Below are 22,391 nucleotides of genomic sequence, written 5' to 3'. Positions count from 1 at the left end.
CGGCCGCCGCGTCCGCGACGAAGTCGCCAGAGGCGGTCGCTCGGACGCGAGCCACAAGGGGGCCGCGAACACGCCGCGACGCAGTCGCGGCAAATCCAGCACAGTACTGTGGTGAGGCACCTATTTCGAGATGGAGCACAGCAGACGTGACCAGGTTCGACAGCATCGAGCGCGCAGTCGCCGATATCGCCGCCGGTAAGGCGGTCGTCGTCGTCGACGACGAGGACCGCGAGAACGAGGGCGACCTCATCTTCGCGGCGGAGAAGGCCACCCCGGAACTGGTCGCCTTCATGATCCGCTACACGTCCGGTTACATCTGTGTGCCGCTCACCGGCGACGACTGCGATCGGCTCGGCCTGCCGCCGATGTACGCGATGAACCAGGACAAGCACGGCACCGCCTACACCGTCTCGGTGGACGCGCGCGAGGGTGTCACGACCGGTATCTCCGGCGCCGACCGCGCCACCACGATGCGGTTGCTGGCCGACGCCGACGCGAAGGCCGACGATTTCACCAGGCCCGGCCATGTGGTGCCGTTGCGCGCCAAGGATGGTGGTGTGCTGCGCAGGCCGGGTCATACCGAGGCCGCGGTGGATCTGGCACGCATGGCCGGCTTGCGTCCGGCGGGCGTGATCTGCGAGATCGTCAGCCAGAAGGACGAGGGCCACATGGCCCGGACCGAGGAGTTGCGCGTCTTCGCCGACGAGCACGAGCTCGCGCTGATCTCGATCGCGGACATGATCGCGTGGCGGCGCAGGCACGAGAAGCATGTGGTGCGCGTGGCCGAGGCGCGCATCCCCACCGCGCACGGCGAGTTCATGGCCGTCGGCTATCAGAGCATCTACGACGAGGTCGAGCACGTCGCGCTGGTGCGTGGCGACATCACCGACGGCGACGACATCCTGGTCCGCGTGCACTCGGAGTGCCTGACCGGTGACGTGTTCGGGTCGTTGCGCTGCGACTGCGGTCCGCAGCTGGATGCCGCGTTGGAGATGGTCGCGGCCGAGGGGCGCGGTGTCGTGCTGTACATGCGCGGTCACGAAGGCCGCGGCATCGGCCTGATGCACAAGTTGCAGGCCTACCAGCTGCAGGACTCCGGCCACGACACGGTCGACGCGAATCTGGAACTCGGCCTGCCCGCGGATGCCCGCGATTACGGCACCGGCGCGCAGATCCTGGTGGATCTGGGCATCCGGTCGATGCGATTGCTCACCAACAATCCGGCCAAGCGGGTCGGCTTGGACGGCTACGGCCTGCGGATCACCGAGCGGGTGCCGATGCCGTTGCGCGCGAACGCGGAGAACCTGCGCTACCTGCGCACCAAGCGGGACCGAATGGGTCACGACCTGATCGGCCTCGACGAGCTGGATCTCGGCGAGACCGCGCACTGAACTGCGAACAGACTCCGAAAGGCGGACATCGATGAGCGGTACCGGGGTACCGACTTTCGCGCTGGCGGACGCCAAGGACCTCTCCTTGGGCATCGTCGCCTCGCGCTGGCACACCCAGATCTGCGACACCTTGCTGGCGAACGCCGAGCGGGTGGCCAAGGACGCGGGCGTCCAGCAGATCACCGTGGTGCGCTGCGCGGGCGCGATGGAGCTGCCTGTGGTGGCCCAGGAGCTGGCCAAGTCGCATGACGCGGTGGTGGCGCTCGGTGTGGTGATCCGCGGTGACACCCCGCATTTCGAGTACGTCTGCGACGCGGTGACCGCGGGGCTCACGCGGGTTTCGCTGGACGAGGGCACGCCGGTCGCGAACGGAGTGCTCACCACCAACAACGAGCGGCAGGCCCTGGATCGGGCCGGGCTGCCGGAGTCCCAAGAGAACAAGGGCGAGCAGGCGGCCGCCGCGGCGCTGGACGCCGCGCTGACACTGCGCGCTCTGCGACAGTCCGCGTAGCGATGCCGGTCGTTCGCATCTTTCGCAGGAACGTGGGCCCGGCCGACGACACGTCGGAGTGGGATTTCGAGGTGCGGCCCCGGCGCGCGGTGCGGACGGCCTGGATCGCGGCGGTGCTGGTGGCGGCCGCGTTCACCGTGGGTGGTATCTGGCTGCGCACCGGGTCTACCGGCGTCAACTTCCGGGTGGCCGATCAGCTCGCGATGATCGGGATCGGTGTGCTCGGCGCCGCGGCCGTGCTGTTGCTGACCAGGCCACGGGTGCGGGTCGGCGCGCGGGGCGTGTCGGTGCGGAATATTCTGGGCGACAAAGATTTTCCCTGGGACTACATCCGAGGCGTGTCGTTCCCGGATCGGAAGTCCTGGGCGCGCCTGGAGTTGGTCGACGACGACTACGTCCCGCTGCTGGCGATCCGCTCGAACGACAAGGAGCACGCGGCGCGGGCGATGGCCCGGTTGCGGGAACTGGGCGCGAAATATTCCGGGAGGAAGTGATCGGGTGCGGCGTGCGGCCATCCGGCTCGCGCGGCCCCGCGTGCTGATCTAACCTCACCGCCATGGAGCCAGGTGCGTTCGTCCTCGCGGCGGCTTTCGCCGACGATCCACTGATGACCTACTTCTGGCCGGGAACGTCAAGGCGGCGGAAAGCGTTGCCGCCGTTTTGGGATTCGCGCATCGCGTCGCGCCGGGAGAACGGTCTGGTCGACCTCGCGCACGACACGGAGGGCAACCTCGCCTGTGTGGCGCTGTGGGAACCGGCGCACGTGGTGTCACCGACGGCGAAGCCGTTGACCTTGCTGCGCGCCTTGGGGTCGAGCGCCGCTCGGGCGCTGGCCGCCGGGCGGCACATGGAGCATGCGCGACCGGCGACACCACATCTGTATCTGGCCGCCATCGGGACGTTGCCCCGCGCGCAGGGCCGGGGACTGGCGACCGCGCTGCTCGAGCGTCGGTTGACGGCGGCCGAGGAGGACTGCTTCCTCATCTCGAACACCAGCGGCACGGTGCCCTTCTACGAGCGATTCGGTTTCGTGCGGCAAGGTGAGCTGCCGATCGGCCGAGGTCCGATCGTGTATCCCATGGTCCGGAGTAAATAGCCGCAGTGCGCCCCGGCGGGCACGCCGATCACTCGATGTGCCACAGCCGGGGCGCGGACGGGCGGTCGCGACCGAGCCCGCTGGTTCGATCAATGCGTATCGCCGAGGACCGCGCCTTCTCGTCGCGGATCCGCGCCGCCGATCCAGCCGTCGGAGCCGTTGCGTTTCAGGGCGCTGAGGCCGCTGGACTGGGGCGCCACCGAGACCTGATGGCCCAGTTGGCGCAACCGCAGCACCAGCGGGTCGTGGTCGCCGTTGTCGGTGGCGTTGATCGCCGGATGCTCACCGCCGATACCGGTGGACGGACTGTTGCCAGCGCCGAACGCGACCGCGGAGACCGCCTGCTGCGGATCCAGGCCCCAGTCGAACATGTTGACCAGCGTTTTCACCACGAACTGGATGATCACCGAACCGCCGGGCGAGCCCGCGACATGCGTGAGTTCGCCGCGCGAGCCGTCGGGCGCCTTGCCGAAGATCAGCGTCGGGCTCATGGAGCTGCGCGGGCGCTTGCCCGGCTGGACCCGGTTGGCCATCGGCACGCCGTCGGCGCCGAGCGGGTCGGCGTTGAAGTCGGTGAGCTGATTGTTCAGCACGAAGCCGTCGACCAGGTGGAACGAACCGAACGCCGACTCCACGGTGGTGGTCATCGCCGCGGCGTTGCCGTACTTGTCGACCACCGAGATGTGGCTGGTGCCGTGCTCGGGCGGTTGCGGGCCGACGCCGAGCGGCACGGGGCCGAAGTCACCCGGCTGCGCGGTGCCCATGCTGCGGTTCGGATCGATCAGCCCGGCACGCTGTCGCAGATAGTCGCGATTCAGCAAGGTTTGCGCCGAATTGCCCGGGAGCGGCACGAAATCCGTGTCGGCCACGTACTTGTTGCGATCGGCGTAGGCGAGGCGTTCGGCCTCCGTGATCAAGTGCACGGCCTGGGCGTTGGGCTTGCCGCCGTTGCGGTCGATGCTGTCCGGACGCAGGGCGGCCAGGTCGAAGTTCTCCAGGATGCCCAAGGTCGCGGCGACGGTGATGCCGCCCGACGAGGGACTCGGCATGCCGCAGAGTTCGTGCTCGCGGTAGCTCGTGCACAGCGCGGTGCGCTTCTTCGCCTGGTAACCGGCCAAGTCCTGGGTGGCGATCAGGCCGGGAGTGCGCCCGCCGGAGGCCCGGCCCGCGGCCGCGACGATGTCCTGGGCGATGGCGCCGGTGTAGAAGGCCTGCGCGCCCTCGGTGGCGACGGCGCCGAGCGTCTTGGCCATGGCGGGGTTGGTCAGGACGGTGTCGGCGGCCTTCGGGCTACCGTCCGGATTGAGGAAATACGCCTTGGCGTCTTCGTCCGCGGCCAGGTCCTTGGCCGACTCCGCGATCTGTCCCGCGAGGCGGGGACTGATCGGGAAGCCCTGATCCGCCAGTCCGATGGCGGGGTCGAACAGATCGCGCCACGCGGTCTTGCCGTGGTCGTGGTGCGCCAGTTCGAGCATCCGAAGTACGCCGGGCACGCCGATGGAGCGGCCGCTGGCCCGCGTGTTCGGCTTGGGTTCGGTGCGATCGATGTCGCTGATCCAGCGCAGATAGTTCTCGGTGGCCGCGGCGGGCGCCACCTCGCGGCCGTCGTAGGCGTCCACGGACTTGGTGTTCGCGTCGTAGTAGACCAGGAACGCACCGCCGCCGATGCCGGACGCCTGCGGCTCGACCAGGCCGAGCACCGTCTGCGCCGCGATCAGCGCGTCGGCCGCGGTGCCACCGTCGCGCAGCACCTCACACGCGGCTTTGGTCGACAGCGGGTTCGCCGTGGACACCGCGAAGGTATGTGTACGCACCGGCGTCATGTTCGCGCGATAGCCGGTCGCTATCTCCGGGTTGGTGCTGAGATCCTTGGTGCCGCTGCCCGCGGGCCCCGCCGCGGTGGCCGACACCGGTGTGCCGTTCGGCACCGTCTCGCAGACGCCGCCCGCCTGGCTCTCGCCGGACGAGCAGGCGGTGGCCATGCCGACGGTTAGTGCGAACGCCGCCGCCGCGGCGACCCAAGTTCCTCGCTTGCGCCCCATGCCGGGACTCTAACGCTCGGTACCGACAGTCGCGCCGGTTTCCTTCCCACCGGCGAAATCCCCCTGGCCGCAGCGTGTGTCGAGGTCGAGACGGTATGGCTGGTCGCCGCGTGCACCGGCGGTGCGCCATGCTCGGCCGGTAGGCTGGGCCGAGTGGCGATCGAGGCGGTGCTGTTCGACTTCTCCGGGACCTTGTTCCGCCTGGAGGCCGACGAATCCTGGTACGCGGACCTGACCCGGCCGGACGGGCAGGCGTTCGACGTGGACGAGAAGGCCGAGATCATGCGGCGGATGACGGCGCCGGTCCACCACGTCGTCGAATTCGACGACGAGACGCAGTACGCCTGGGACCACCGCGACCTGGACCCCGCGCTGCATCGCAAGGTGATGATGAAGGTGCTTCGCACATCGGGAGTGCCCACCGACGAGGACGCCGAACGACTGTACGCCCGGCTGCTGGACCCGCTGGAGTGGACGCCGTACCCCGACAGCGAAGCCGTCCTCGATCTGCTTGCGGCGCAGGGCGTTCCGGTCGCTGTGGTGAGCAATATCCCGTTCGACATCCGTCCGTCGTTCGCGGCGCGCGGCTGGGATCGGCTGGTCGGCGCGTTCACCCTCTCCTACGAGGTCGGTGTCATGAAGCCCGATCCGGAGATCTTCCGTTCCGCCTTGGGCGAACTGGGTGTGCCCGCCGAGGCCGCGCTGATGATCGGTGACAGCGCCGAGGCCGACGGCGGCGCCGAGGCGCTGGGCAGCCGCTTCGCTCTGGTCGAGGCCCTGCCCACCACCGAGCGCCCGGACGCGCTGCTGGCCGCGCTGCGGCGGCACGGTCTCGTGGAGTAACCCGCCCGGATCCCGCCGGGTTCATTTGCCGAAGTCCGAGTTGTGCGCGATGTCACCGTGTTACGGTGCGATTCCGGCGTGTTCGAAGTTGCGCCGGAAGGTTCGGTACCAACGGGGGTACGGCTGTGAGCTTGGCGTTCTCCGGTGAGGAGCCCTCCGTCGGCGTGGAAACGGCCATGCCGGAGGCGGTTAGGGACGTGCGGGAAGCCGTCGCCGGGATGGCGGGATTCGGACTCGCCTATCCCGTGCTGATGAATCTGACGCGCGGCGGCGACGCGGCCGCCACGGCATCCACCCAGTTCTGCGTCGCGTGGGCGCTGGGGCTGCTCGTGCTCGGATTCGCCGAGGGCGCGCCGGCCGTCCGCAAGCTGACGATCGCGCTGGCGCTCCTGCAGGCGGTCGTCGGGTGCTGGGCGATCAGGGACCTCGCGAGCGTACCGCCCGTCGTCGGCGTCGTCGCCGCGGGGTACTCGGTGGCTACCTCGGTGGCCGTCGTGCACCTGCTGCGCCGTCCGGAAGCCAAGGGCTGGTTCGGCGTCCCCGTGCCATGACCGCAGCCGGGAGCCGCCGTCGGCCGGGCTGTCGGTCCCGGTCTATACGCTGGATGGGTGGCAGATCCAGCGACGTACCGGCCCGCGCCGGGCACGATCCCCGTCGAACCCGGTGTCTACAAATTCCGGGACGCCCATCGGCAGGTCATCTACGTCGGCAAGGCCAAGAGCCTGCGCAGCAGGCTGAACTCGTATTTCGCCGACGTCGCCGGGCTGCATCCACGGACAAGGCAGATGGTCACCACGGCCGCGAGCGTCGAGTGGACGGTCGTCTCCACCGAGGTGGAGGCGCTGCAGCTGGAATACAACTGGATCAAGGAGTTCGATCCGCGCTTCAACGTCCGCTACCGCGACGACAAGTCCTACCCGGTACTCGCCGTCACCTTGAACGAGGAATATCCGCGGTTGTTCGTCTACCGCGGCGCGCGCCGCAAAGGCGTCCGCTATTTCGGCCCCTTCGCCCACGCTTGGGCCATCCGCGAGACGCTCGATCTGCTGCTGCGAGTGTTTCCCGCGCGCACCTGCTCCAACGGAGTCTTCCGGCGGCATAGTCAGATCGGGCGTCCCTGCCTGCTCGGCTACATCGACAAATGCTCGGCCCCGTGCGTCGGGCGGGTGAGCGCCGAAGAACACCGCGCGATCGTCGACGACTTCTGCGACTTCCTCGCAGGCCGCACCGATCGCTTGGTCCGGGAGCTGGAGCGCCGCATGCACGCGGCCGCCGAAGACCTGGACTTCGAGACCGCCGCCCGGCTGCGTGATGACGTCCAGGCGCTGCGCCGCGCGCTGGAGAAGCAGGCGGTGGTGCTCGGCACGGGCACCGACGCCGACGTCATCGCCTTCGCCACCGACGAACTGGAAGTGGCGGTGCAGGTCTTCCATGTGCGCGACGGCCGGGTGCGCGGCCAGCGCGGCTGGGTGGTCGACAAGTCGGGCGACGCGGTCGACGTCCCGGAGGCGGGCGGGGAACTCGCCGCGCTGGTCGAGCAGTTCCTCACCCAGTTCTACGGCGAGCAGGTCGCGGTGGCCGAGCAGGCGGCCGACGAGCAGCCCGCCGCCGTGGTGCCCCGGGAAGTACTCGTGCCCGAGTTGCCCGCCGACGTCGAGCAGATCCAGCAGTGGTTGTCGGACCTGCGCGGTTCGGCGGTGAAGCTGCGCGTGCCCCAGCGCGGGGACAAGAAGGCGCTGGCCGAGACCGTGCAGCGCAACGCGATGGAGGCGCTGGCCCAGCACAAGCTGAAGCGAGCGGGCGATCTGACGTCGAGATCGCAAGCGCTGCAAGAGATCCAGGACGCCCTCGAGCTGGACACCGCGCCGCTGCGCATCGAGTGCGTCGACGTCAGCCACGTGCAGGGGACCGATGTGGTCGCCTCGCTCGTGGTCTTCGAGGACGGTCTGGCCCGCAAGTCGGAGTACCGCCACTACACGATCCGGGAGGCGGCGGGCGAAGGCCGCTCCGACGACGTCGGCAGCATCGCCGAGGTGACCCGCCGCCGGTTCCTCAAGTTGCGTCGCGAGCGCGACATGATGGAGCACGAGGACCTCGCCGCGACCGGAAGCGACGACGACGCGCTGGACCTCACCTCCCGTCCCGGCATCGATCCCAGCACCGGACGCCCGCGCAAGTTCTCCTATCCGCCCAACCTGTTCGTCGTCGACGGCGGCGCGCCCCAGGTCGCCGCGGCGGCCGAGGTGCTCGACGAGCTGGGCATCACCGACGTCGCGGTGGTCGGCCTGGCCAAACGGCTCGAGGAGGTGTGGGTGCCCGGCGAGAGCGACCCGGTGATCCTGCCGCGCACGAGCGAGGCGCTGTATCTGCTGCAACGGGTCCGCGACGAGGCGCACCGCTTCGCCATCACGTTCCATCGCAGCAAACGCTCTCGCCGGATGACCGCCTCGGCCCTGGACTCGGTGCCGGGGCTCGGAACGGCGCGCCGGACCGCGCTGGTCACCCATTTCGGATCGGTGGCCAAGCTGAAGCAGGCCACGGTCGAGGAGATCACCGAGGTGCCCGGCATCGGGTTGGCGACCGCGAAAGCGGTCCTTGCGGCGCTCGAGTCCGAATAGTCAGTCGACAGTGCACCGGAAGTTTCGGTTTCGCGTACGTTGTGTCTGCGGCCGATACCGAAACCGGTGCGCGATGATCGGAAGGCACCCCAGAGACGGATCCGGTAGGACATGACACGCGTCGAATCGAACAGCAGTGCGGGCAACCCGCCGACGAGCGCGGGACGAGTGGCCTCGTCCAGCGCCGTCGGCGGGGCGAACCCGCAGGTCGAGGTCGTGATCGTGACCGGGCTCTCTGGCGCGGGCCGAGGCACCGCCGCCCGCGTGCTCGAGGACCTCGGCTGGTACGTGGCCGACAACCTGCCCCCGGAGCTGTTCGGGCGGATGGTGGAACTGGGCGCTTCCGCCAAGCCGCCGATCCGCCGTCTCGCGCTGGTCATGGACGTGCGCAGCCGGTTCTTCACCGGCGATCTGTCGGTGGTCACCGAGCAGTTGCGGACGCTCGGCGTGCGCACCAGGGTCCTCTTCCTCGAGGCTTCCGATGACGTGCTGATCCGCCGTTTCGGTTTCGCGCGGCGGAGGCATCCGCTGCAGAGCGAGAGCAAGGACGGCACGCTCTCGGCCGGCATCGCCGCCGAGCGAGTGCGGCTTTCCGCCGTGAAGGCCGCCGCCGACCTGGTGATCGACACCACCGAGCTGTCCATCCATCAGCTGCACCGCAAGATGGAGGAGGCCTACGGTGGCGGCGCGCCCTCCGCGTTGCAGCTCACCGTGCAGTCGTTCGGCTTCAAGTACGGAGTTCCGCTGGACGCCGACATGGTGTTAGATGTCCGTTTTCTACCCAATCCGCATTGGATACCGGAGTTGCGGGAACATACCGGTCAGGAGACGGTGGTCAGCGAGTACGTGCTGTCGCGTCCCGGTGCGGAGGATTACCTGCGTACCTGCCACCACCTGGTCGAGCTGACCACGAACGGTTACCGCCAAGAGGGGAAGCGATACATGACGGTCGCAGTGGGCTGCACCGGAGGCAAGCATCGGAGCGTCGCGATTGCCGAGGCACTGGGCGAGTTGATGAGCGAGGTCACCGGCGGCGCGGAGGAGTCCGCCGACGTGGTCCGGGTCGTGCATCGAGATCTGGGGCGAGAATGACCGGTTGGGAATCCAATCCCAGCATCGTCGCGCTGGGTGGCGGACACGGCCTGTACGCGACACTGACCGCGGTGCGGCGGCTGACCAGGAAGATCTGCGCGGTGGTCACCGTCGCCGACGACGGCGGCTCCTCGGGGCGACTACGCGCCGAGTTGGGGGTGCTGCCGCCGGGCGATCTCCGGATGGCGCTGGCCGCCTTGGCCGCGGACGCCGACGGCGTCTGGACGCGGACCGTGCAGCATCGGTTCGGCGGAACCGGCGCGCTGGCCGGGCACTCCGTGGGCAACCTGATCCTGGCCGGGCTCACCGAGGTGCTCGGTGATCCGGTGGCCGCCCTGGACGAAGTCGCCCGTATGTTGCGCATCACCGGCCGGGTGCTGCCCATGTCGCCGATCGCGCTGGACATCGAGGCGGATGTATCCGGGCTGGAGGCCGATCCGCGGGTGAGCCGGTGCATTCGCGGCCAAGTTGCCATCGCCACCACGCCGGGTAAGGTGCGGCGGGTGCGGCTGATTCCGTCCGATCCACCGGCCGGTCCGGAGGCGACCTCGGCGATCGAACACGCCGATGTCGTGGTGCTGGGCCCGGGATCGTGGTTCACCAGCGTGATTCCGCACGTCCTGGTCCCCGAGCTACGGGAAGCCCTGGTGTACACCAGGGCGCGGAAAGTGCTGGTGCTCAATCTCGCCGCGGAGCCGGGGGAGACCGCGGGGTTCTCCGCGGAGCGGCATTTGCATGTATTGTCCCAGCACGCACCGGAATTCGTCGTCGATGAGGTGCTTGTCGATTCCGGCTGCGTGCCGGAGGGCCGCGAGCGGGAACATGTGGCCAGGGCTGCCGAACAGTTGCGGGCACGAGTAACCTTCTCCGATGTCGCCGAAGCGGGAACGGACCGGCATCACCCCGGAAAGCTTGCCGCCGCACTGGATCAACTGATCCGGCAACCTCGGCCGCAAATGGCAGGGCTTCGAGTCGAGGGACGGCACATGGGTCAGGATGTGCGTTCCGGGTTGGGTGGAAAGGAGCGCGTCCCGTGGCGATGACAGCCGATGTGAAAGACGAGCTGAGCAGGCTCACGGTGTCGCAGGTGAGTTCCCGCAAGGCGGAACTGTCCGCTCTGCTGCGTTTCGCGGGTGGCCTGCACATCGTCGGCGGCCGGGTGATCGTCGAGGCCGAGGTGGACATGGGGTCCATCGCGCGCAGGCTGCGCCGGGAGATCTTCGAGCTCTACGGCTATGGCTCCGACGTGCACGTGCTCGGCGCGGGTGGACTGCGCAAGACCTCCCGGTACGTGGTGCGGGTGTCGAAGGAGGGCGAGGCGCTGGCCCGGCAGACCGGTCTGCTCGACGTCCGCGGCCGTCCGGTGCGCGGCCTGCCCGCGCAGGTGGTCGGCGGCAGCATCGCCGACGCCGAAGCCGCTTGGCGCGGTGCGTTTCTCGCCCATGGCTCGCTCACCGAGCCCGGACGTTCCTCGGCGCTCGAGGTCAGCTGCCCCGGCCCGGAGGCGGCGCTGGCGCTGGTCGGCGCGGCCCGGCGGCTCGGCATCACGGCCAAGGCACGGGAGGTGCGCGGCACCGATCGCGTGGTGGTGCGCGACGGTGAGGCGATCGGCGCGCTGCTGACCAGGATGGGCGCGCACGGCACCAGGATGGTGTGGGAGGAGCGCAGGCTACGCCGCGAGGTGCGCGCGACCGCGAATCGGCTGGCCAACTTCGACGACGCCAACCTGCGCCGCTCGGCGCGGGCGGCGGTCGCCGCGGCGGCGCGGGTGGAACGCGCGCTGGAGATCCTCAGCGACGACGTGCCCGATCATCTCGCCGCCGCAGGCCGGTTGCGAGTGCAGCACCGGCAGGCCTCGCTGGAGGAACTCGGCCAGCTCGCCGATCCGCCGATGACGAAAGACGCTGTCGCGGGCCGCATCCGGCGGCTGCTGTCGATGGCCGACCGGCGGGCCAAGGAACTGGGCGTACCGGACACCGAATCGGCCGTCACGGCCGAACTGCTCGACGAAGCCTGAGCTCACGTTTCCCGCGATCCCCGCGCCGCCCCCGGCGCGGGGATCGCGGCGTTTCCGGCGGCCGGAACTCGTCCTGGTCGGGCGTCTGACCAGGCATCCCCGCGCTCACGAAAGCCAGGTGCGTGTCGGAGAGGTCACGGCAGGACGTTAGTGTGAGTGGACATCGGAATGATCCGCTGGAAAGTTGAGGAGCGATAACGTGACTGTCCGTGTAGGCATCAACGGCTTCGGTCGTATCGGACGTAACTTCTTCCGGGCGGTGGAGGCGCAGAAGGCGCTCGGCACCACCGACATCGAGATCGTCGCGGTCAACGACCTCACCGACAACGCGACCCTCGCGACCCTGCTCAAGTACGACTCGATCCTGGGCCGTCTGCCCCAGGACGTCTCGCTCGACGGCGACGACACCATCGTGGTGGGCGACCAGCGGATCAAGGCGCTGGCCATCAAGGAGGGCCCCGCCGCGCTGCCCTGGGGTGACCTGGGCGTCGACGTGGTCGTCGAGTCCACCGGCATCTTCACCGATGCCACCAAGGCCAAGGGCCACCTGGCCGCGGGCGCCAAGAAGGTGATCATCTCCGCGCCGGCCAAGGGCGAGGACATCACCATCGTCATGGGTGTCAACGACGACAAGTACGACGGCAGCCAGAACATCATCTCCAACGCCTCGTGCACCACCAACTGCCTCGGCCCGCTGGCCAAGGTGCTCAACGACGAGTTCGGCATCGAGCACGGCCTGATGACCACCATCCACGCCTACACCCAGGACCAGAACCTGCAGGACGGCCCGCACAGCGACCTGCGCCGCGCCCGCGCCGCCGCGCTGAACATCGTGCCCACCGGCACCGGCGCCGCCAAGGCCATCGGCTTGGTGCTGCCCGAGCTGCAGGGCAAGCTGGACGGCTACGCGCTGCGCGTCCCGGTGCCGACGGGCTCGGTCACCGACCTGACCGCCACCCTGCGCAAGCCGGCCTCGATCGAGGAGATCAACGCCGCCTACAAGGCCGCCGCCGAGGGCCCGCTGAAGGGCATCCTGAAGTACAACACCGACCCGATCGTCTCCAGCGACATCGTCACCGACCCGGCCTCCTCGATCTACGACGCGCCGCTCACCAAGGTGATCGACAACCAGGTCAAGGTCGTGTCCTGGTACGACAACGAGTGGGGCTACTCGAACCGTCTCGCCGATCTCATCGGCCTCGTCGGCAAGTCGCTCTGACGCGCATGGCTGTCAAGACACTCGCGGATCTGCTCGACGAGGGTGTCGAGGGCCGGGGCGTACTGGTGCGCTCCGATCTGAACGTGCCCCTCGACGACCAGGGACAGATCACCGACCCGGGCCGCATCATCGCCTCGGCGCCGACCATCAAGGCGCTCGCCGAAGCGGGCGCCAAGGTCGTCGTGACCGCGCACCTCGGCAGGCCGAAGGGCGGACCGGACCCGAAGCTGTCGCTGGCGCCGGTGGCCGCCAGGCTCGCCGAGGAGCTGGGCCGCAACGTGCAGCTCGCCGGTGACGTGGTGGGCCAGGACGCGCTCGCGCGGTCCGAGGGCCTCACCGACGGCGACGTGCTGCTGCTGGAGAACATCCGCTTCGACCCGCGCGAGACCAGCAAGGACGACGCCGACCGGGCCAAGCTGGCCGCGGCGCTGGTCGAGCTGGTCGGCGACGACGGCGCGTTCGTCTCCGACGGGTTCGGTGTGGTGCACCGCAAGCAGGCGTCGGTGTACGACGTCGCGCAGTCGCTGCCGCACTACGCGGGCAAGCTGGTCGCGGCCGAGGTCGAGGTACTGGCCAAGCTGACCGAGACGCCCGACCGGCCGTACGCGGTCGTGCTCGGCGGGTCCAAGGTCTCCGACAAACTGGCGGTCATCGAAGCGCTCGCGCCGAAGGTCGACACGCTGGTGATCGGCGGCGGCATGTGCTTTACCTTCCTTGCCGCACAGGGCCTTTCGGTAGGCGCCTCGCTGTTGCAGCAAGAGATGGTCGACACCTGCAAGCGGCTGCTCGAGCAGTACGCCGACGTCATCCACCTGCCGCGCGACATCGTGGTGGCCGACAAGTTCGCCGCGGACGCGGAGACGAAGGTCGTGCCCGCGCACGAGATCCCGGACGGCTGGCTGGGCCTGGACATCGGACCGGATTCGGTGGACCGCTTCTCGGCGCTGCTGACCGAGGCGCGGACCGTGTTCTGGAACGGGCCGATGGGCGTGTTCGAGTTCGAGAAGTTCGCCGCGGGCACCCGCGGGGTGGCCGAGGCGATCGTGACGGCCACCGGCAAGGGCGCGTTCACCGTGGTCGGCGGCGGCGACTCGGCCGCGGCCGTGCGGGCGCTCGGCCTGCCCGAGGACGGCTTCTCGCACATCTCCACCGGTGGCGGCGCGTCGCTGGAGTACCTGGAGGGCAAAGAGCTGCCCGGTATCGCGGTGTTGGAGGGCTGAGCATGGCACGCAAACCGCTCATCGCGGGCAACTGGAAGATGAACCTCAATCACCTCGAGGCCATCGCCCTGGTGCAGAAGATCGCATTCGCCCTGCCGGAGAAGTACTTCGACAAGGTGGACGTGGCGGTGATCCCGCCGTTCACCGACCTTCGCAGCGTGCAGACGCTGGTCGAAGGGGACAAGCTCTTGCTCACCTACGGTGGCCAGGACGTCTCGGTGCACGAGTCGGGCGCCTACACGGGCGAGATCAGCGCGAGCATGCTCGCCAAGCTGGGGTGCGCCTTCGTCGTGGTCGGGCACTCCGAACGGCGGCAGTACCACAACGAGGACGACGCCACGGTGCTGGCCAAGGCCAAGCAGGCGCTGAAGCACGGGATCACCCCGATCGTGTGCATCGGCGAGGGCTTGAACGTCCGCGAGGCGGGCACGCACGTCGAGTACAACCTCGAGCAGCTGCGCGGTTCGCTGAAAGGCCTGACGGCGGAAGAGATCTCGAAGGTCGTCATCGCCTACGAGCCGGTGTGGGCGATCGGCACCGGCAAGGTCGCCACCCCCGCTGACGCGCAAGAGGTCTGCGGCGCGATCCGCGGGGAACTCGAGAAGCTCGCCTCGCCGGAGGTCGCGGCGGGCGTCCGCGTGCTCTACGGCGGGTCGGTGAACGCCAAGAACGTCGGAGAACTGGTCGCGCAGAGCGACATCGACGGCGCACTGGTCGGCGGCGCTTCGCTCAAGGGTGACGAATTCGCCACTCTCTCCGCCATCGCCGCGGGCGGCCCCCTGCCCTGATACGGCGCTACGCGCGACAGCCCGGTATCGCCGCTCCCGCGATGCCGGGCTGTTCGGCGTTTCCCAACGGTGAACCGCGGGCGCCAGTCGGCCATGCGATGATGACGCAACTCGATTCGCCAGTCGGACAAGGACTTCCGTGATAGCACGCAAGCTGTACGCCGCACTCCCGGTCGCGCTCGTCGCGCTGGCCACCCTCGCCGGCTGTTCCGGGGACGCCTCGCATGACGATCACGTCCACCAAGACGCGGCGCAGGCCACCCCGGCAGCGGTGCAGCAGCAGGACGCCGGGCACCGCAGGCTGAACCAGCTCGTGGGGGAGTGGAAGGGCGAGAAATCGACCTACATCGCGGGCGGCACGGCGGAGAACCCGATCCGAAGCGAGATAGTCTCGCGGTGGGTATGGATCGCCGAGACCGGCGGCAATTTCCTGCGGGAGGAAGCGACGGGAGTCTTCGGCGACAAGCCGTACTATCGGCTCGGTCTGCTCGGATTCGCACCGACGGATAACCGCTACGAGTGGACGACCGTCGACAGCGTCACGCCGATGACGATGAGTTACAAGGGCGCGAAGAACAGTGGCGGCGACACCGATATCGTCATGGCCGGGGAATTCACCGACCCCGGTGTGCTCGGGCCGCAGTTCGTCGGCAAGACCATCCCTATGCGCACGGTGATCCTGCCGGAGTCGGCCGATCGGGTGGTGATGGAGATCTACTTCGCGCCGCCCGGCGAGGCGGAGCGGGTCGCCGATCGCGTGGTACTCACGCGGAAGAAGTAGCGGGCACGTTCACTGCGCGTGCAGGACCAGTCCCGCGCCGTTGTCGTTGCGCACGGTCAGCGTGTCGGCGTCCACCGTGGCGGTGGTCTTGCCGTCCAGGGCTTTCAGAACGGCCTGCTCGACCTCCATCACCTCCGGCGAGCACATCATCTTCGTGGTGGCGATCCGGAAGGTGATCCGGGTGCCGGACACCTCGGCGCTGCCGGTCATGCGGTTGCATCCGGCGTTGCCGGAGACGCCGTTGTCCTCGGCGATGACGAGCGTCGGCTGCGCCTCGTCGAGAGCGCGTGAGCGGACCTGGCTGTTGTCGGTGATGAGCGCGGTGACCAGCCACTGCGTGCCCTTGACCGGTTTGTCCGGCCGGACGATCTTCTTGTCGAGCAGAGTCACGGTGCGATCGGGGCTGTGCAGCGTGAGCCGGGTGTCCTCGAGCCGCCAGCTGGGCTCGGAATTCAGCAGCCCGCTGAGCCACTCGTCGGCGCCGCGCCGATCGTCCTCGCAGGCCATGAGGGTGGTGGCCAGGCCGGACACGTGGAGGACGTGGTCGTCGAAGGAGACCGCGCCGGTGAACTTGTTGCAGCCCGCGTCCGCGGCGATGCGGCTGTCGGTGAAACCGAGCGTCAGCGGACCGCCCCCGGGAATCGGAGTGCCCTGGACATCGGTCGAGAGGAAGGTGCGGCCCGCCGGGGTCGGTTCGTCGGCGCCTCGCTTCGGTTCGCCACTCGAGCACCCGGTGATCGCCCAGAGGGCGAGCAGGACGACGGGTCCCAGCCGCGCCAAGTGTGCCACCATGCGGCGATGCTACCGATGATGCGCCGTCGCACCCGGATTTCGACGGTCGCGGCGTCGATGACTCGCCCCCACGCCTCGTACTCGTACTAGCATCTGTGCCGTGCACCGGTGCTTCCCCATCACCCCGCCGCCCGCCTCCTGAGCGAGGTGTAGGTATCCAGCGCGCCACCGATCGGTGAGCGCGCGCTTCTCGGCATCGCTGTGCACCTCGCTTCCGCGACCCTATCCCTTTTGTCGCAGGAGCGCGATCTTTCATGTCCTCATCTGTGTCCTCGGCCGGCCGTTCCGGGCTGGTCCATCTCGTCGGCGCCGGAATCCTTTGGGGCACCGGCGGTTTACTCGGCACGCTGTTGCACCGGGCCACCGGCCTGTCGCCCGTCGCGGTCGCCACCTGCCGCCTCGCGGTCGGCGGGCTGCTGCTGGTGGTCCTGCTCGCGGGAACGCGGCGGCCGTGGCCGCGAGATCCCCTGGCGTGGCGGCGGATCGGTGCGGTGGCCGGACTCGCGGCGGTTTTCCAGGGCGCCTATTTCGGCGCCGTGACGGCGTCGTCGGTGAGCCTCGCCACATTGCTCACGATCGGCATGTCGCCGGTGGTGGTCGCCGTGCTCGAGCACTGCACCGGAAGGCGTGCGGTGGACCGGCGCAGGGCGGCGACCATCGGCATCGCCCTCTGCGGACTGGCTCTGCTGGTCGGCGTGCCGACCGGCCACGCGGGCGCGGGCGGGTTACTGGCGGGTGCGGCGCTCGCCTCGACGGCCGCGGCGGCGTTCGCGACGGTCACCGTGATCAACGCGGCGCCGGTACCGGGGCTCGACGCGATGACCACCACGGGCCTCGGGTTCACCGGAGGCGCGCTGTTGCTGGCTCCGCTCGCGGCTACCAGCGGTGTGGCGTTCGACCTGACGCCTCGCAGCGTCGCGCTGGTGCTCTTGCTCGGGCTGGCGCCGACCGCGGTGGCCTACACCCTGTACTTCCGCGGGCTGGCGGCGGCCGGTCCAGGGATCGCCGCGGTGCTCGCCCTGCTCGAGCCGCTGACGGGGGCGGTGCTGGCGGCGGTGGTCCTGGGCGAACGCCTTACCGCCTCGGGACTGGCGGGCGCCGCCTTGTTGATCGCCGCGGTGCTGCTCGCGGCGACCCAGGCACGACCGGCGGCACAGGCACCGGATGCGACGTCGGGGCGGTGTCTGTCCCACGACTAAGCTTCGGCGAGTGACGACCGCCGCGACGCTCCCGATTTCCACGTGGGCGCCGCTGCGTTCTCCGATCTACCGGGCGCTGTGGGTGGCCCAATTGGTGTCGAACCTGGGCACCTGGATGCAGACCGTCGGCGCGCAGTGGATCATGGTCGACCAGCCCAATGCGGCGGCGCTGGTGTCGTTCGTGCAGACCGCGATCACGCTTCCGGTGATGCTGCTGGCCATTCCGTCCGGCGTGATCGCCGACCTGCTGGATCGGCGCAGGCTGCTGCTCGGCGCGCAATCCACGATGGCGGTGCTGGCCATGGTCCTCGCGGTCTCGACCGCGACCGGGCACACCACGCCGGCGGTGCTGCTCACCTTGCTGTTCCTGCTCGGTTGCGGTCAGGCGCTGACCGCACCGGCCTGGCAGGCGATCCAGCCGGAACTGGTCCCGCGCGAGCAGATCCCGGCGGCGTCGGCGCTGGGCAGCATGAACATCAATATCGGAAGGGCGGTGGGTCCGGCGCTGGCCGGTGTGCTGGTGTCGCTGTCCGGGCCGACGCTGGTGTTCGGGTTGAACGCGGTGTCGTTCGTCGGCATCGTCGCGGTGCTGACGGTGTGGCGCCGCCCCGCGACCGATCGGCGCCTGCCCACCGAGCGTCCGCTGGCGGCCTTGCAGGCGGGTACCCGGTTCATCCGCGCGGCGCCCGCCATTCGCCGGGTGCTGTTGCGCTCGATCCTGTTCATCGCACCCGCCAGCGCGGTGTGGGCGCTGCTGCCGGTGATCGCGCGGGATCAACTCGGGCTGTCGTCGTCCGGGTACGGCCTCATGCTCGGCGCCCTCGGCATCGGCGCGGTGCTCGGCGCCGCGGCGCTGTCGCGGTTGCGCGCGTGGCTGACCCCCACGCAGCGGTTGACCACCGCCGCGATCCTGTTCGGACTGGCGAGCGCGGGCACCGCGCTGCTACACGTCGTGCCGGTGGTACTGCTGCTGCTGGTGTTCGCGGGCCTGGCCTGGCTGCTGGCGATGTCCACCATGAACTCGACCATGCAGCTGCTGCTGCCGTCCTGGGTGCGTGCCCGAGGGCTCTCGGTGTATCTGCTGGTCTTCATGGGTGGGCAGGCGATCGGCTCGCTGGTCTGGGGCGTGGTCGCAGGCGCGATCGGCTCGGTGCCCGCGCTGCTGTGGGCCGCCGGGCTGCTGGCGTTCTGCGCGGTGAGCACGGTGTGGCTGCCCATCCGCAACGATCCCGAGTTGCTCGATCTCACCCCTTCGGCGTTCTGGCCGGAACCCGAGCTGGTTGTCGAACCCGATCCCGACGACGGCCCGGTGCTGATCCTGCGCGGTTACGACGTCCCGGAGGGGTGCGTCGAGGAATTCCTCACCGCCATGGCCTTCGTCGGGCGGTCCCGGCAGCGCACCGGAGCGATGGAATGGCGCCTGTATCGCGACGTCGGGGTGATCGACCGGTATGTCGAGGCGTTCGTCGTGCGGTCCTGGGCCGAGCACATGCACCAGCACCAGGTCCGGCTCACCGCTCAGGACCAGCTGCGGGAAGAGGCCGTCGCGAAGTTCCGCGCCGACGAAGCGGAGCAGGTCACCCATCTGGTCGCGGTCGACCGGCGCTAGCGCCCGCCGAGTGCCTGATTCGGTGCCGTCGCATCGACCGCATACACTGTCCGGCATGCGGATGTTCCTGGATATCCTCCTGATCATCACCAGCGTGCTGCTGGTGCTGCTGGTGCTGTTGCACCGCGCCAAGGGTGGAGGTCTGTCCAGCCTGTTCGGCGGCGGCGTGCAGTCCAGCCTGTCCGGGTCCACTGTCGTGGAGAAGAACCTCGACCGCGTCACCATCTTCACCGGCCTCATCTGGCTGATCGCCATCCTCGGCATCGGCCTGGAGATCAAGTTCGCCTGATCCCGGCGGTCACCGCTCCTGCCGTCAGCGCCGCCGCGCCGAGCACCACCGCGGCGATGACGAACGCGGCGGAATAGCTCGTCCCGAGCACAGGGGCCACCATCACGGGGCCGAGGATCTGGCCCGCGCCGTAACCGGCCGTCAGCGGCGCCGCGGCGCCATCGGTCAACTCGGCGCCGACCCGCATCGCGAGCATGACGATGCCGACGAACGTCCCGCCGAACACGGCCGCCGCCGTCACCGCGGCCCAGAGCGCGCCGGACACGGCCGGGAGCACGGCCGATACGCATTGCGCCGCCAACGCGACGGGTAACAGCAGCGCCGGAGACCAGCGCCGGGCGGCCACGCTCCACAGCACGGTCGAGACCGAGGCTGCCGCGCCGACGACGATCCACATCGCCGAGCCGGCCACCGGCCCGCGTTCCGCGCTGACCGCCGCCACCGCGAAGGTTCCGATCACGATGTACCCGACGCCTTCGAGGAAGTAGGCGACGAGCAGGGCGCGCCAGACGCGCGAGCCGCGTGCCGCACCACGTGGGACGCGCTGCCCGGGACGAATATCCAAGCGCCACACGGGAATCAGCAAGACCGCGGTGAGCGCCGCGGAGACCAGCCACAGCAGCTGCCAGGACAGCACCGGCCGCAACGCCAGCACCAGCAGGCCGGTCCACGCGATGCCGAATCCGATGCCGCCGAACACTATTCCCGCCGACTGCCTGCCGCTGCCGGGACGGCTCGCGAAACTGGCGCAAGCGACGAAGATCACCGCGCTGGCGACGCCAGCGACCAGGCGCAGCACGGCGGGGAACAGGATCGGCCCCGGCGCCGCCATCAGCGCCTCGCTCGCGATCAGCAGCGCTGCAGACGCCAGGAAGACCCTGCGGTCGTGCAGCGCCGGACGCCAGGTGAGCAGCAGCGCGCCGAGCAGATAACCGGCGTAGTTCGCGGTCGCGATCAAGGCGCCGTCGTGCGCGGTGATGCGGTGCGCGTCGACCATGAGCGGTAGCAAGGGGGTGTAGACGAAGCGCCCCACCCCCATCGCGGCGGCCAGGCCGGATGCCGCGGCCACCGCGGGAGCGAGGCCGCGGCGCTGGGGTGCGGCGAGGGCAACAGTGGTCACGGTTCGACCGTAAGAGCGCAGGGCAGCGCCGCGGAAATGCTTTCCACGCACGATGTATACGCTCAACGCATGGATATCGAGTTGCGGCATCTGCGGGCCTACCTCGCATTGTGCGAGGAGGCGAACTACACCCGCGCCGCGACCCGGCTGCACCTGAGCCAGCCCGCCTTGACCCGGACGATCCAGCAACTGGAGCGCTTGGTCGACTGCCGGTTGGTGGAGCGCACGTCCCGGCGGTTCGCGCTCACCGCCGAGGGCGCCGAATTGCTGTCCCACACCCGCCGCATCCTCGCCGACGTCGACGGGGTCGCCGCGGAACTGCGTTCGCGCGCCACGCTGGACGTCGGATTCTCCTGGTTGCTGCCGGACGCTTGGTTCGCCGCGACCCGTCGTCGTTACGAGGAACAGGGCGGCCGGATCACCCTACGGCGCGTGGACGATCCGCTCGCCGCGCTCGATGAGCGGACGGTCGATATCGCCATCTATCGCAAGGAGGCCCGGCTACCGCGTCATCTGGCGTCGCGGATCATCGCGACCGAACGGCGGGTGCTCGCGGTGGCCACCCACTCGCCGCTGGCGAGTGCGCCGCGCCTTTCCTGGTCGGAACTGGCCGATCGGCCGCTGGTGGTCAACACCGTCTCGGGCACCACCGACGCGGCGTCCTGGCAGCCGGTCGACCCGGATCGCGTCGTCATCGCCTGTACGAACTTCGACGAATGGATCGAATTGGTGGCGGCCGATCGCGGTATCGGCGTGGTGCCGGATCTGGCGCGCACCAGGGCGCCGCACCCCGGCGTGGTCTATCTGGACATCCCCGACGCGCCGCCCTCACACGTGTACGTGGCGTGGCGCGCCAGGCCGGTCCCGCCACGCTCGGTGCAGCGCTTTCTCGGGGTGCTCTGATCACGGTCGGTCGACGCGATGAATGCGCCCGTCGATGTCGGTGAACCCGTAGTACTCGGCGAGATCCGCTACCGGCCAGGGCAACCCGGTGCGGGAGCGACGCCCCGCGTCGGTGGCGAGCGCGACGACGGCGCGGCCGGAGAAGCGCGGTGTCTGCGCGTCGCCGAGATCGAAGGTGCCCTCGCCGGGCAGCGTGACCAGCCGCCTGCCGTCGGTGCCTGCCGGAACCAGTTGCAGCAGTTCGGTGTCCACGATGCCGGGCCAGAGCGAGACCACGGTGACCTCGGTACCGGCGAGGTTGTGCGCCATGTCGGCGGTGAGCCGGTCCACGGCGGATTTCGCGACGCCGTAGACCGCGTTGTGCATGTATCGGCGCGCGCCTGGCGACGAGATATTGACGATCAGCCCGCCCGACTCGATCAACAGGGGCGCGGCGAAAAAGCTTGCCACGTAATGGGATCGGACGCCCACGTCGAACGACTCGTCCCATGCCGCAGGCGGGACCTCCCAGAACGGCTTGCCCAGCCAGCGGGCCGCGGCGGGGGAGTTGTAGACGTTGTTCACCAGCACGTCCAGCCTGCCGTGCTCGGCGCGGATCAACTCGAACAGCCGCTCCACCGCGTCGTCGTCGCGGTGGTCGCACACGAACGGGATGCCGCTCCCGCCCGCGGCATCGATTTCCGCGGCCGTGGCGTGTACGGTGCCGGGTAGCCGTCCCTGCGCCGCCGAGCGGCCGGTGACGAACACCGTGGCGCCCGCGGCGCCCAGCTCCAGTGCGATGCCCTTGCCTATGCCGCGGCTGGCGCCGGTGACCACCGCGACCTTGCCTTCGAGCCTTTCGGGTATTCCGCTCACGAAACC

Annotated in this window: 22 protein-coding genes; 18 read left to right on the top strand and 4 right to left on the bottom strand. The window is 69.5% G+C overall.

Annotation, left to right across the window (positions count from 1 at the left end):
- Positions 1–146 precede the first annotated feature (146 nt).
- The 4 genes from ACFV2O_RS12735 to ACFV2O_RS12720 all read left to right on the top strand — a co-directional run bounded on the left by ACFV2O_RS12735 (position 147) and on the right by ACFV2O_RS12720 (position 2,998).
- Positions 147–1,391 (top strand): bifunctional 3,4-dihydroxy-2-butanone-4-phosphate synthase/GTP cyclohydrolase II, encoded by a 1,245-nt coding sequence (locus tag ACFV2O_RS12735; protein WP_355070731.1) that lies wholly within the window; start codon positions 147–149, stop codon positions 1,389–1,391.
- Positions 1,392–1,422: 31 nt separating this feature from the next.
- Positions 1,423–1,902 (top strand): 6,7-dimethyl-8-ribityllumazine synthase, encoded by a 480-nt coding sequence (gene ribH / locus ACFV2O_RS12730; RefSeq protein ID WP_355070733.1) that lies wholly within the window; start codon positions 1,423–1,425, stop codon positions 1,900–1,902.
- A 2-nt stretch (positions 1,903–1,904) separates the two neighbouring features.
- Positions 1,905–2,396 carry a PH domain-containing protein gene (locus tag ACFV2O_RS12725; RefSeq protein WP_379251907.1) on the top strand — a complete coding sequence of 164 codons (492 nt, stop codon included), beginning with the start codon at positions 1,905–1,907 and terminating at the stop codon, positions 2,394–2,396.
- Positions 2,397–2,458: 62 nt separating this feature from the next.
- The gene (locus ACFV2O_RS12720; RefSeq protein WP_379251906.1) at positions 2,459–2,998 is read left to right on the top strand and encodes a GNAT family N-acetyltransferase; all 540 of its coding nucleotides are present in this window, start codon (positions 2,459–2,461) and stop codon (positions 2,996–2,998) included.
- An 89-nt stretch (positions 2,999–3,087) separates the two neighbouring features.
- Here the strand turns inward: ACFV2O_RS12720 and ACFV2O_RS12715 are convergent, their stop codons facing one another.
- Positions 3,088–5,040: a gamma-glutamyltransferase family protein gene (locus ACFV2O_RS12715; RefSeq protein WP_379251905.1), complete on the bottom strand. Its 1,953-nt coding sequence runs from the start codon at positions 5,038–5,040 to the stop codon at positions 3,088–3,090.
- Between the two features lie 153 nt (positions 5,041–5,193).
- Between ACFV2O_RS12715 and ACFV2O_RS12710 the strand changes: the two genes are divergently transcribed.
- From ACFV2O_RS12710 to ACFV2O_RS12665, 10 genes are all read left to right on the top strand, one after another.
- Positions 5,194–5,883: an HAD family hydrolase gene (locus ACFV2O_RS12710; RefSeq protein ID WP_379251904.1), complete on the top strand. Its 690-nt coding sequence runs from the start codon at positions 5,194–5,196 to the stop codon at positions 5,881–5,883.
- A 125-nt stretch (positions 5,884–6,008) separates the two neighbouring features.
- Positions 6,009–6,434 carry a hypothetical protein gene (locus ACFV2O_RS12705; RefSeq protein WP_379251903.1) on the top strand — a complete coding sequence of 142 codons (426 nt, stop codon included), beginning with the start codon at positions 6,009–6,011 and terminating at the stop codon, positions 6,432–6,434.
- Positions 6,435–6,491: 57 nt separating this feature from the next.
- Positions 6,492–8,501: an excinuclease ABC subunit UvrC gene (gene uvrC / locus ACFV2O_RS12700; RefSeq protein ID WP_355070743.1), complete on the top strand. Its 2,010-nt coding sequence runs from the start codon at positions 6,492–6,494 to the stop codon at positions 8,499–8,501.
- Between the two features lie 111 nt (positions 8,502–8,612).
- Positions 8,613–9,593 (top strand): RNase adapter RapZ, encoded by a 981-nt coding sequence (gene rapZ / locus ACFV2O_RS12695; RefSeq protein WP_355070745.1) that lies wholly within the window; start codon positions 8,613–8,615, stop codon positions 9,591–9,593.
- Positions 9,590–10,636, top strand: a complete 1,047-nt coding sequence (gene yvcK, locus ACFV2O_RS12690; RefSeq protein ID WP_355070747.1) for a uridine diphosphate-N-acetylglucosamine-binding protein YvcK — start codon at positions 9,590–9,592, stop codon at positions 10,634–10,636. Before rapZ ends, yvcK begins: the two co-directional genes overlap by 4 nt.
- Positions 10,627–11,610, top strand: coding sequence for a DNA-binding protein WhiA (gene whiA, locus ACFV2O_RS12685; protein ID WP_043693711.1), 984 nt, complete (start codon positions 10,627–10,629; stop codon positions 11,608–11,610). The genes yvcK and whiA overlap by 10 nt, the downstream gene beginning before the upstream one ends.
- Positions 11,611–11,809: 199 nt before the next feature.
- A complete protein-coding gene (gene gap, locus ACFV2O_RS12680) occupies positions 11,810–12,829 on the top strand; it encodes a type I glyceraldehyde-3-phosphate dehydrogenase (protein ID WP_379251902.1) in 1,020 nt (339 codons plus the stop codon).
- A 5-nt stretch (positions 12,830–12,834) separates the two neighbouring features.
- Positions 12,835–14,049 carry a phosphoglycerate kinase gene (locus ACFV2O_RS12675; RefSeq protein ID WP_356961782.1) on the top strand — a complete coding sequence of 405 codons (1,215 nt, stop codon included), beginning with the start codon at positions 12,835–12,837 and terminating at the stop codon, positions 14,047–14,049.
- A 2-nt stretch (positions 14,050–14,051) separates the two neighbouring features.
- Positions 14,052–14,837, top strand: a complete 786-nt coding sequence (gene tpiA / locus ACFV2O_RS12670) for a triose-phosphate isomerase (protein ID WP_355070754.1) — start codon at positions 14,052–14,054, stop codon at positions 14,835–14,837.
- A 139-nt stretch (positions 14,838–14,976) separates the two neighbouring features.
- A complete protein-coding gene (locus tag ACFV2O_RS12665) occupies positions 14,977–15,618 on the top strand; it encodes a DUF1579 family protein (RefSeq protein WP_379251901.1) in 642 nt (213 codons plus the stop codon).
- 9 nt (positions 15,619–15,627) lie between these two features.
- On the opposite strand, the gene ACFV2O_RS12660 is transcribed toward ACFV2O_RS12665, so the two are convergent.
- On the bottom strand, positions 15,628–16,410 hold the full coding sequence (locus ACFV2O_RS12660; protein ID WP_379251900.1) for an META domain-containing protein: 783 nt from the start codon (positions 16,408–16,410) through the stop codon (positions 15,628–15,630).
- 254 nt (positions 16,411–16,664) lie between these two features.
- On the opposite strand from ACFV2O_RS12660, the gene ACFV2O_RS12655 reads away from it, so the two are divergent.
- From ACFV2O_RS12655 to secG, 3 genes are read left to right on the top strand one after another with little or no spacing between them, the layout of a single operon-like run.
- Positions 16,665–17,609 carry an EamA family transporter gene (locus ACFV2O_RS12655; protein ID WP_379251899.1) on the top strand — a complete coding sequence of 315 codons (945 nt, stop codon included), beginning with the start codon at positions 16,665–16,667 and terminating at the stop codon, positions 17,607–17,609.
- A 10-nt stretch (positions 17,610–17,619) separates the two neighbouring features.
- Positions 17,620–19,218, top strand: coding sequence for an MFS transporter (locus ACFV2O_RS12650; protein ID WP_379251898.1), 1,599 nt, complete (start codon positions 17,620–17,622; stop codon positions 19,216–19,218).
- 55 nt (positions 19,219–19,273) lie between these two features.
- Entirely contained in the window at positions 19,274–19,507 is a 234-nt protein-coding gene (gene secG, locus ACFV2O_RS12645; protein ID WP_014351691.1) for a preprotein translocase subunit SecG, read from the top strand.
- Here secG and ACFV2O_RS12640 read toward each other — a convergent pair.
- Positions 19,494–20,627 (bottom strand): YbfB/YjiJ family MFS transporter, encoded by a 1,134-nt coding sequence (locus ACFV2O_RS12640; protein ID WP_379251897.1) that lies wholly within the window; start codon positions 20,625–20,627, stop codon positions 19,494–19,496. The genes secG and ACFV2O_RS12640 overlap by 14 nt on opposite strands.
- A gap of 69 nt (positions 20,628–20,696) precedes the next feature.
- Between ACFV2O_RS12640 and ACFV2O_RS12635 the strand changes: the two genes are divergently transcribed.
- Positions 20,697–21,530, top strand: coding sequence for a LysR family transcriptional regulator (locus ACFV2O_RS12635; RefSeq protein ID WP_379251896.1), 834 nt, complete (start codon positions 20,697–20,699; stop codon positions 21,528–21,530).
- On the opposite strand, the gene ACFV2O_RS12630 is transcribed toward ACFV2O_RS12635, so the two are convergent.
- A complete protein-coding gene (locus tag ACFV2O_RS12630) occupies positions 21,531–22,385 on the bottom strand; it encodes an SDR family NAD(P)-dependent oxidoreductase (protein WP_379251895.1) in 855 nt (284 codons plus the stop codon).
- Positions 22,386–22,391: the final 6 nt, after the last annotated feature.

Source organism: Nocardia sp. NPDC059691 (assembly GCF_042733915.1).
Taxonomy (GTDB): Bacteria; Actinomycetota; Actinomycetes; order Mycobacteriales; family Mycobacteriaceae; genus Nocardia; species Nocardia sichangensis.
The sequence above is the reverse complement of the archived record's forward strand: the minus strand, read 5'-3'. Positions and strand labels throughout refer to the sequence as shown.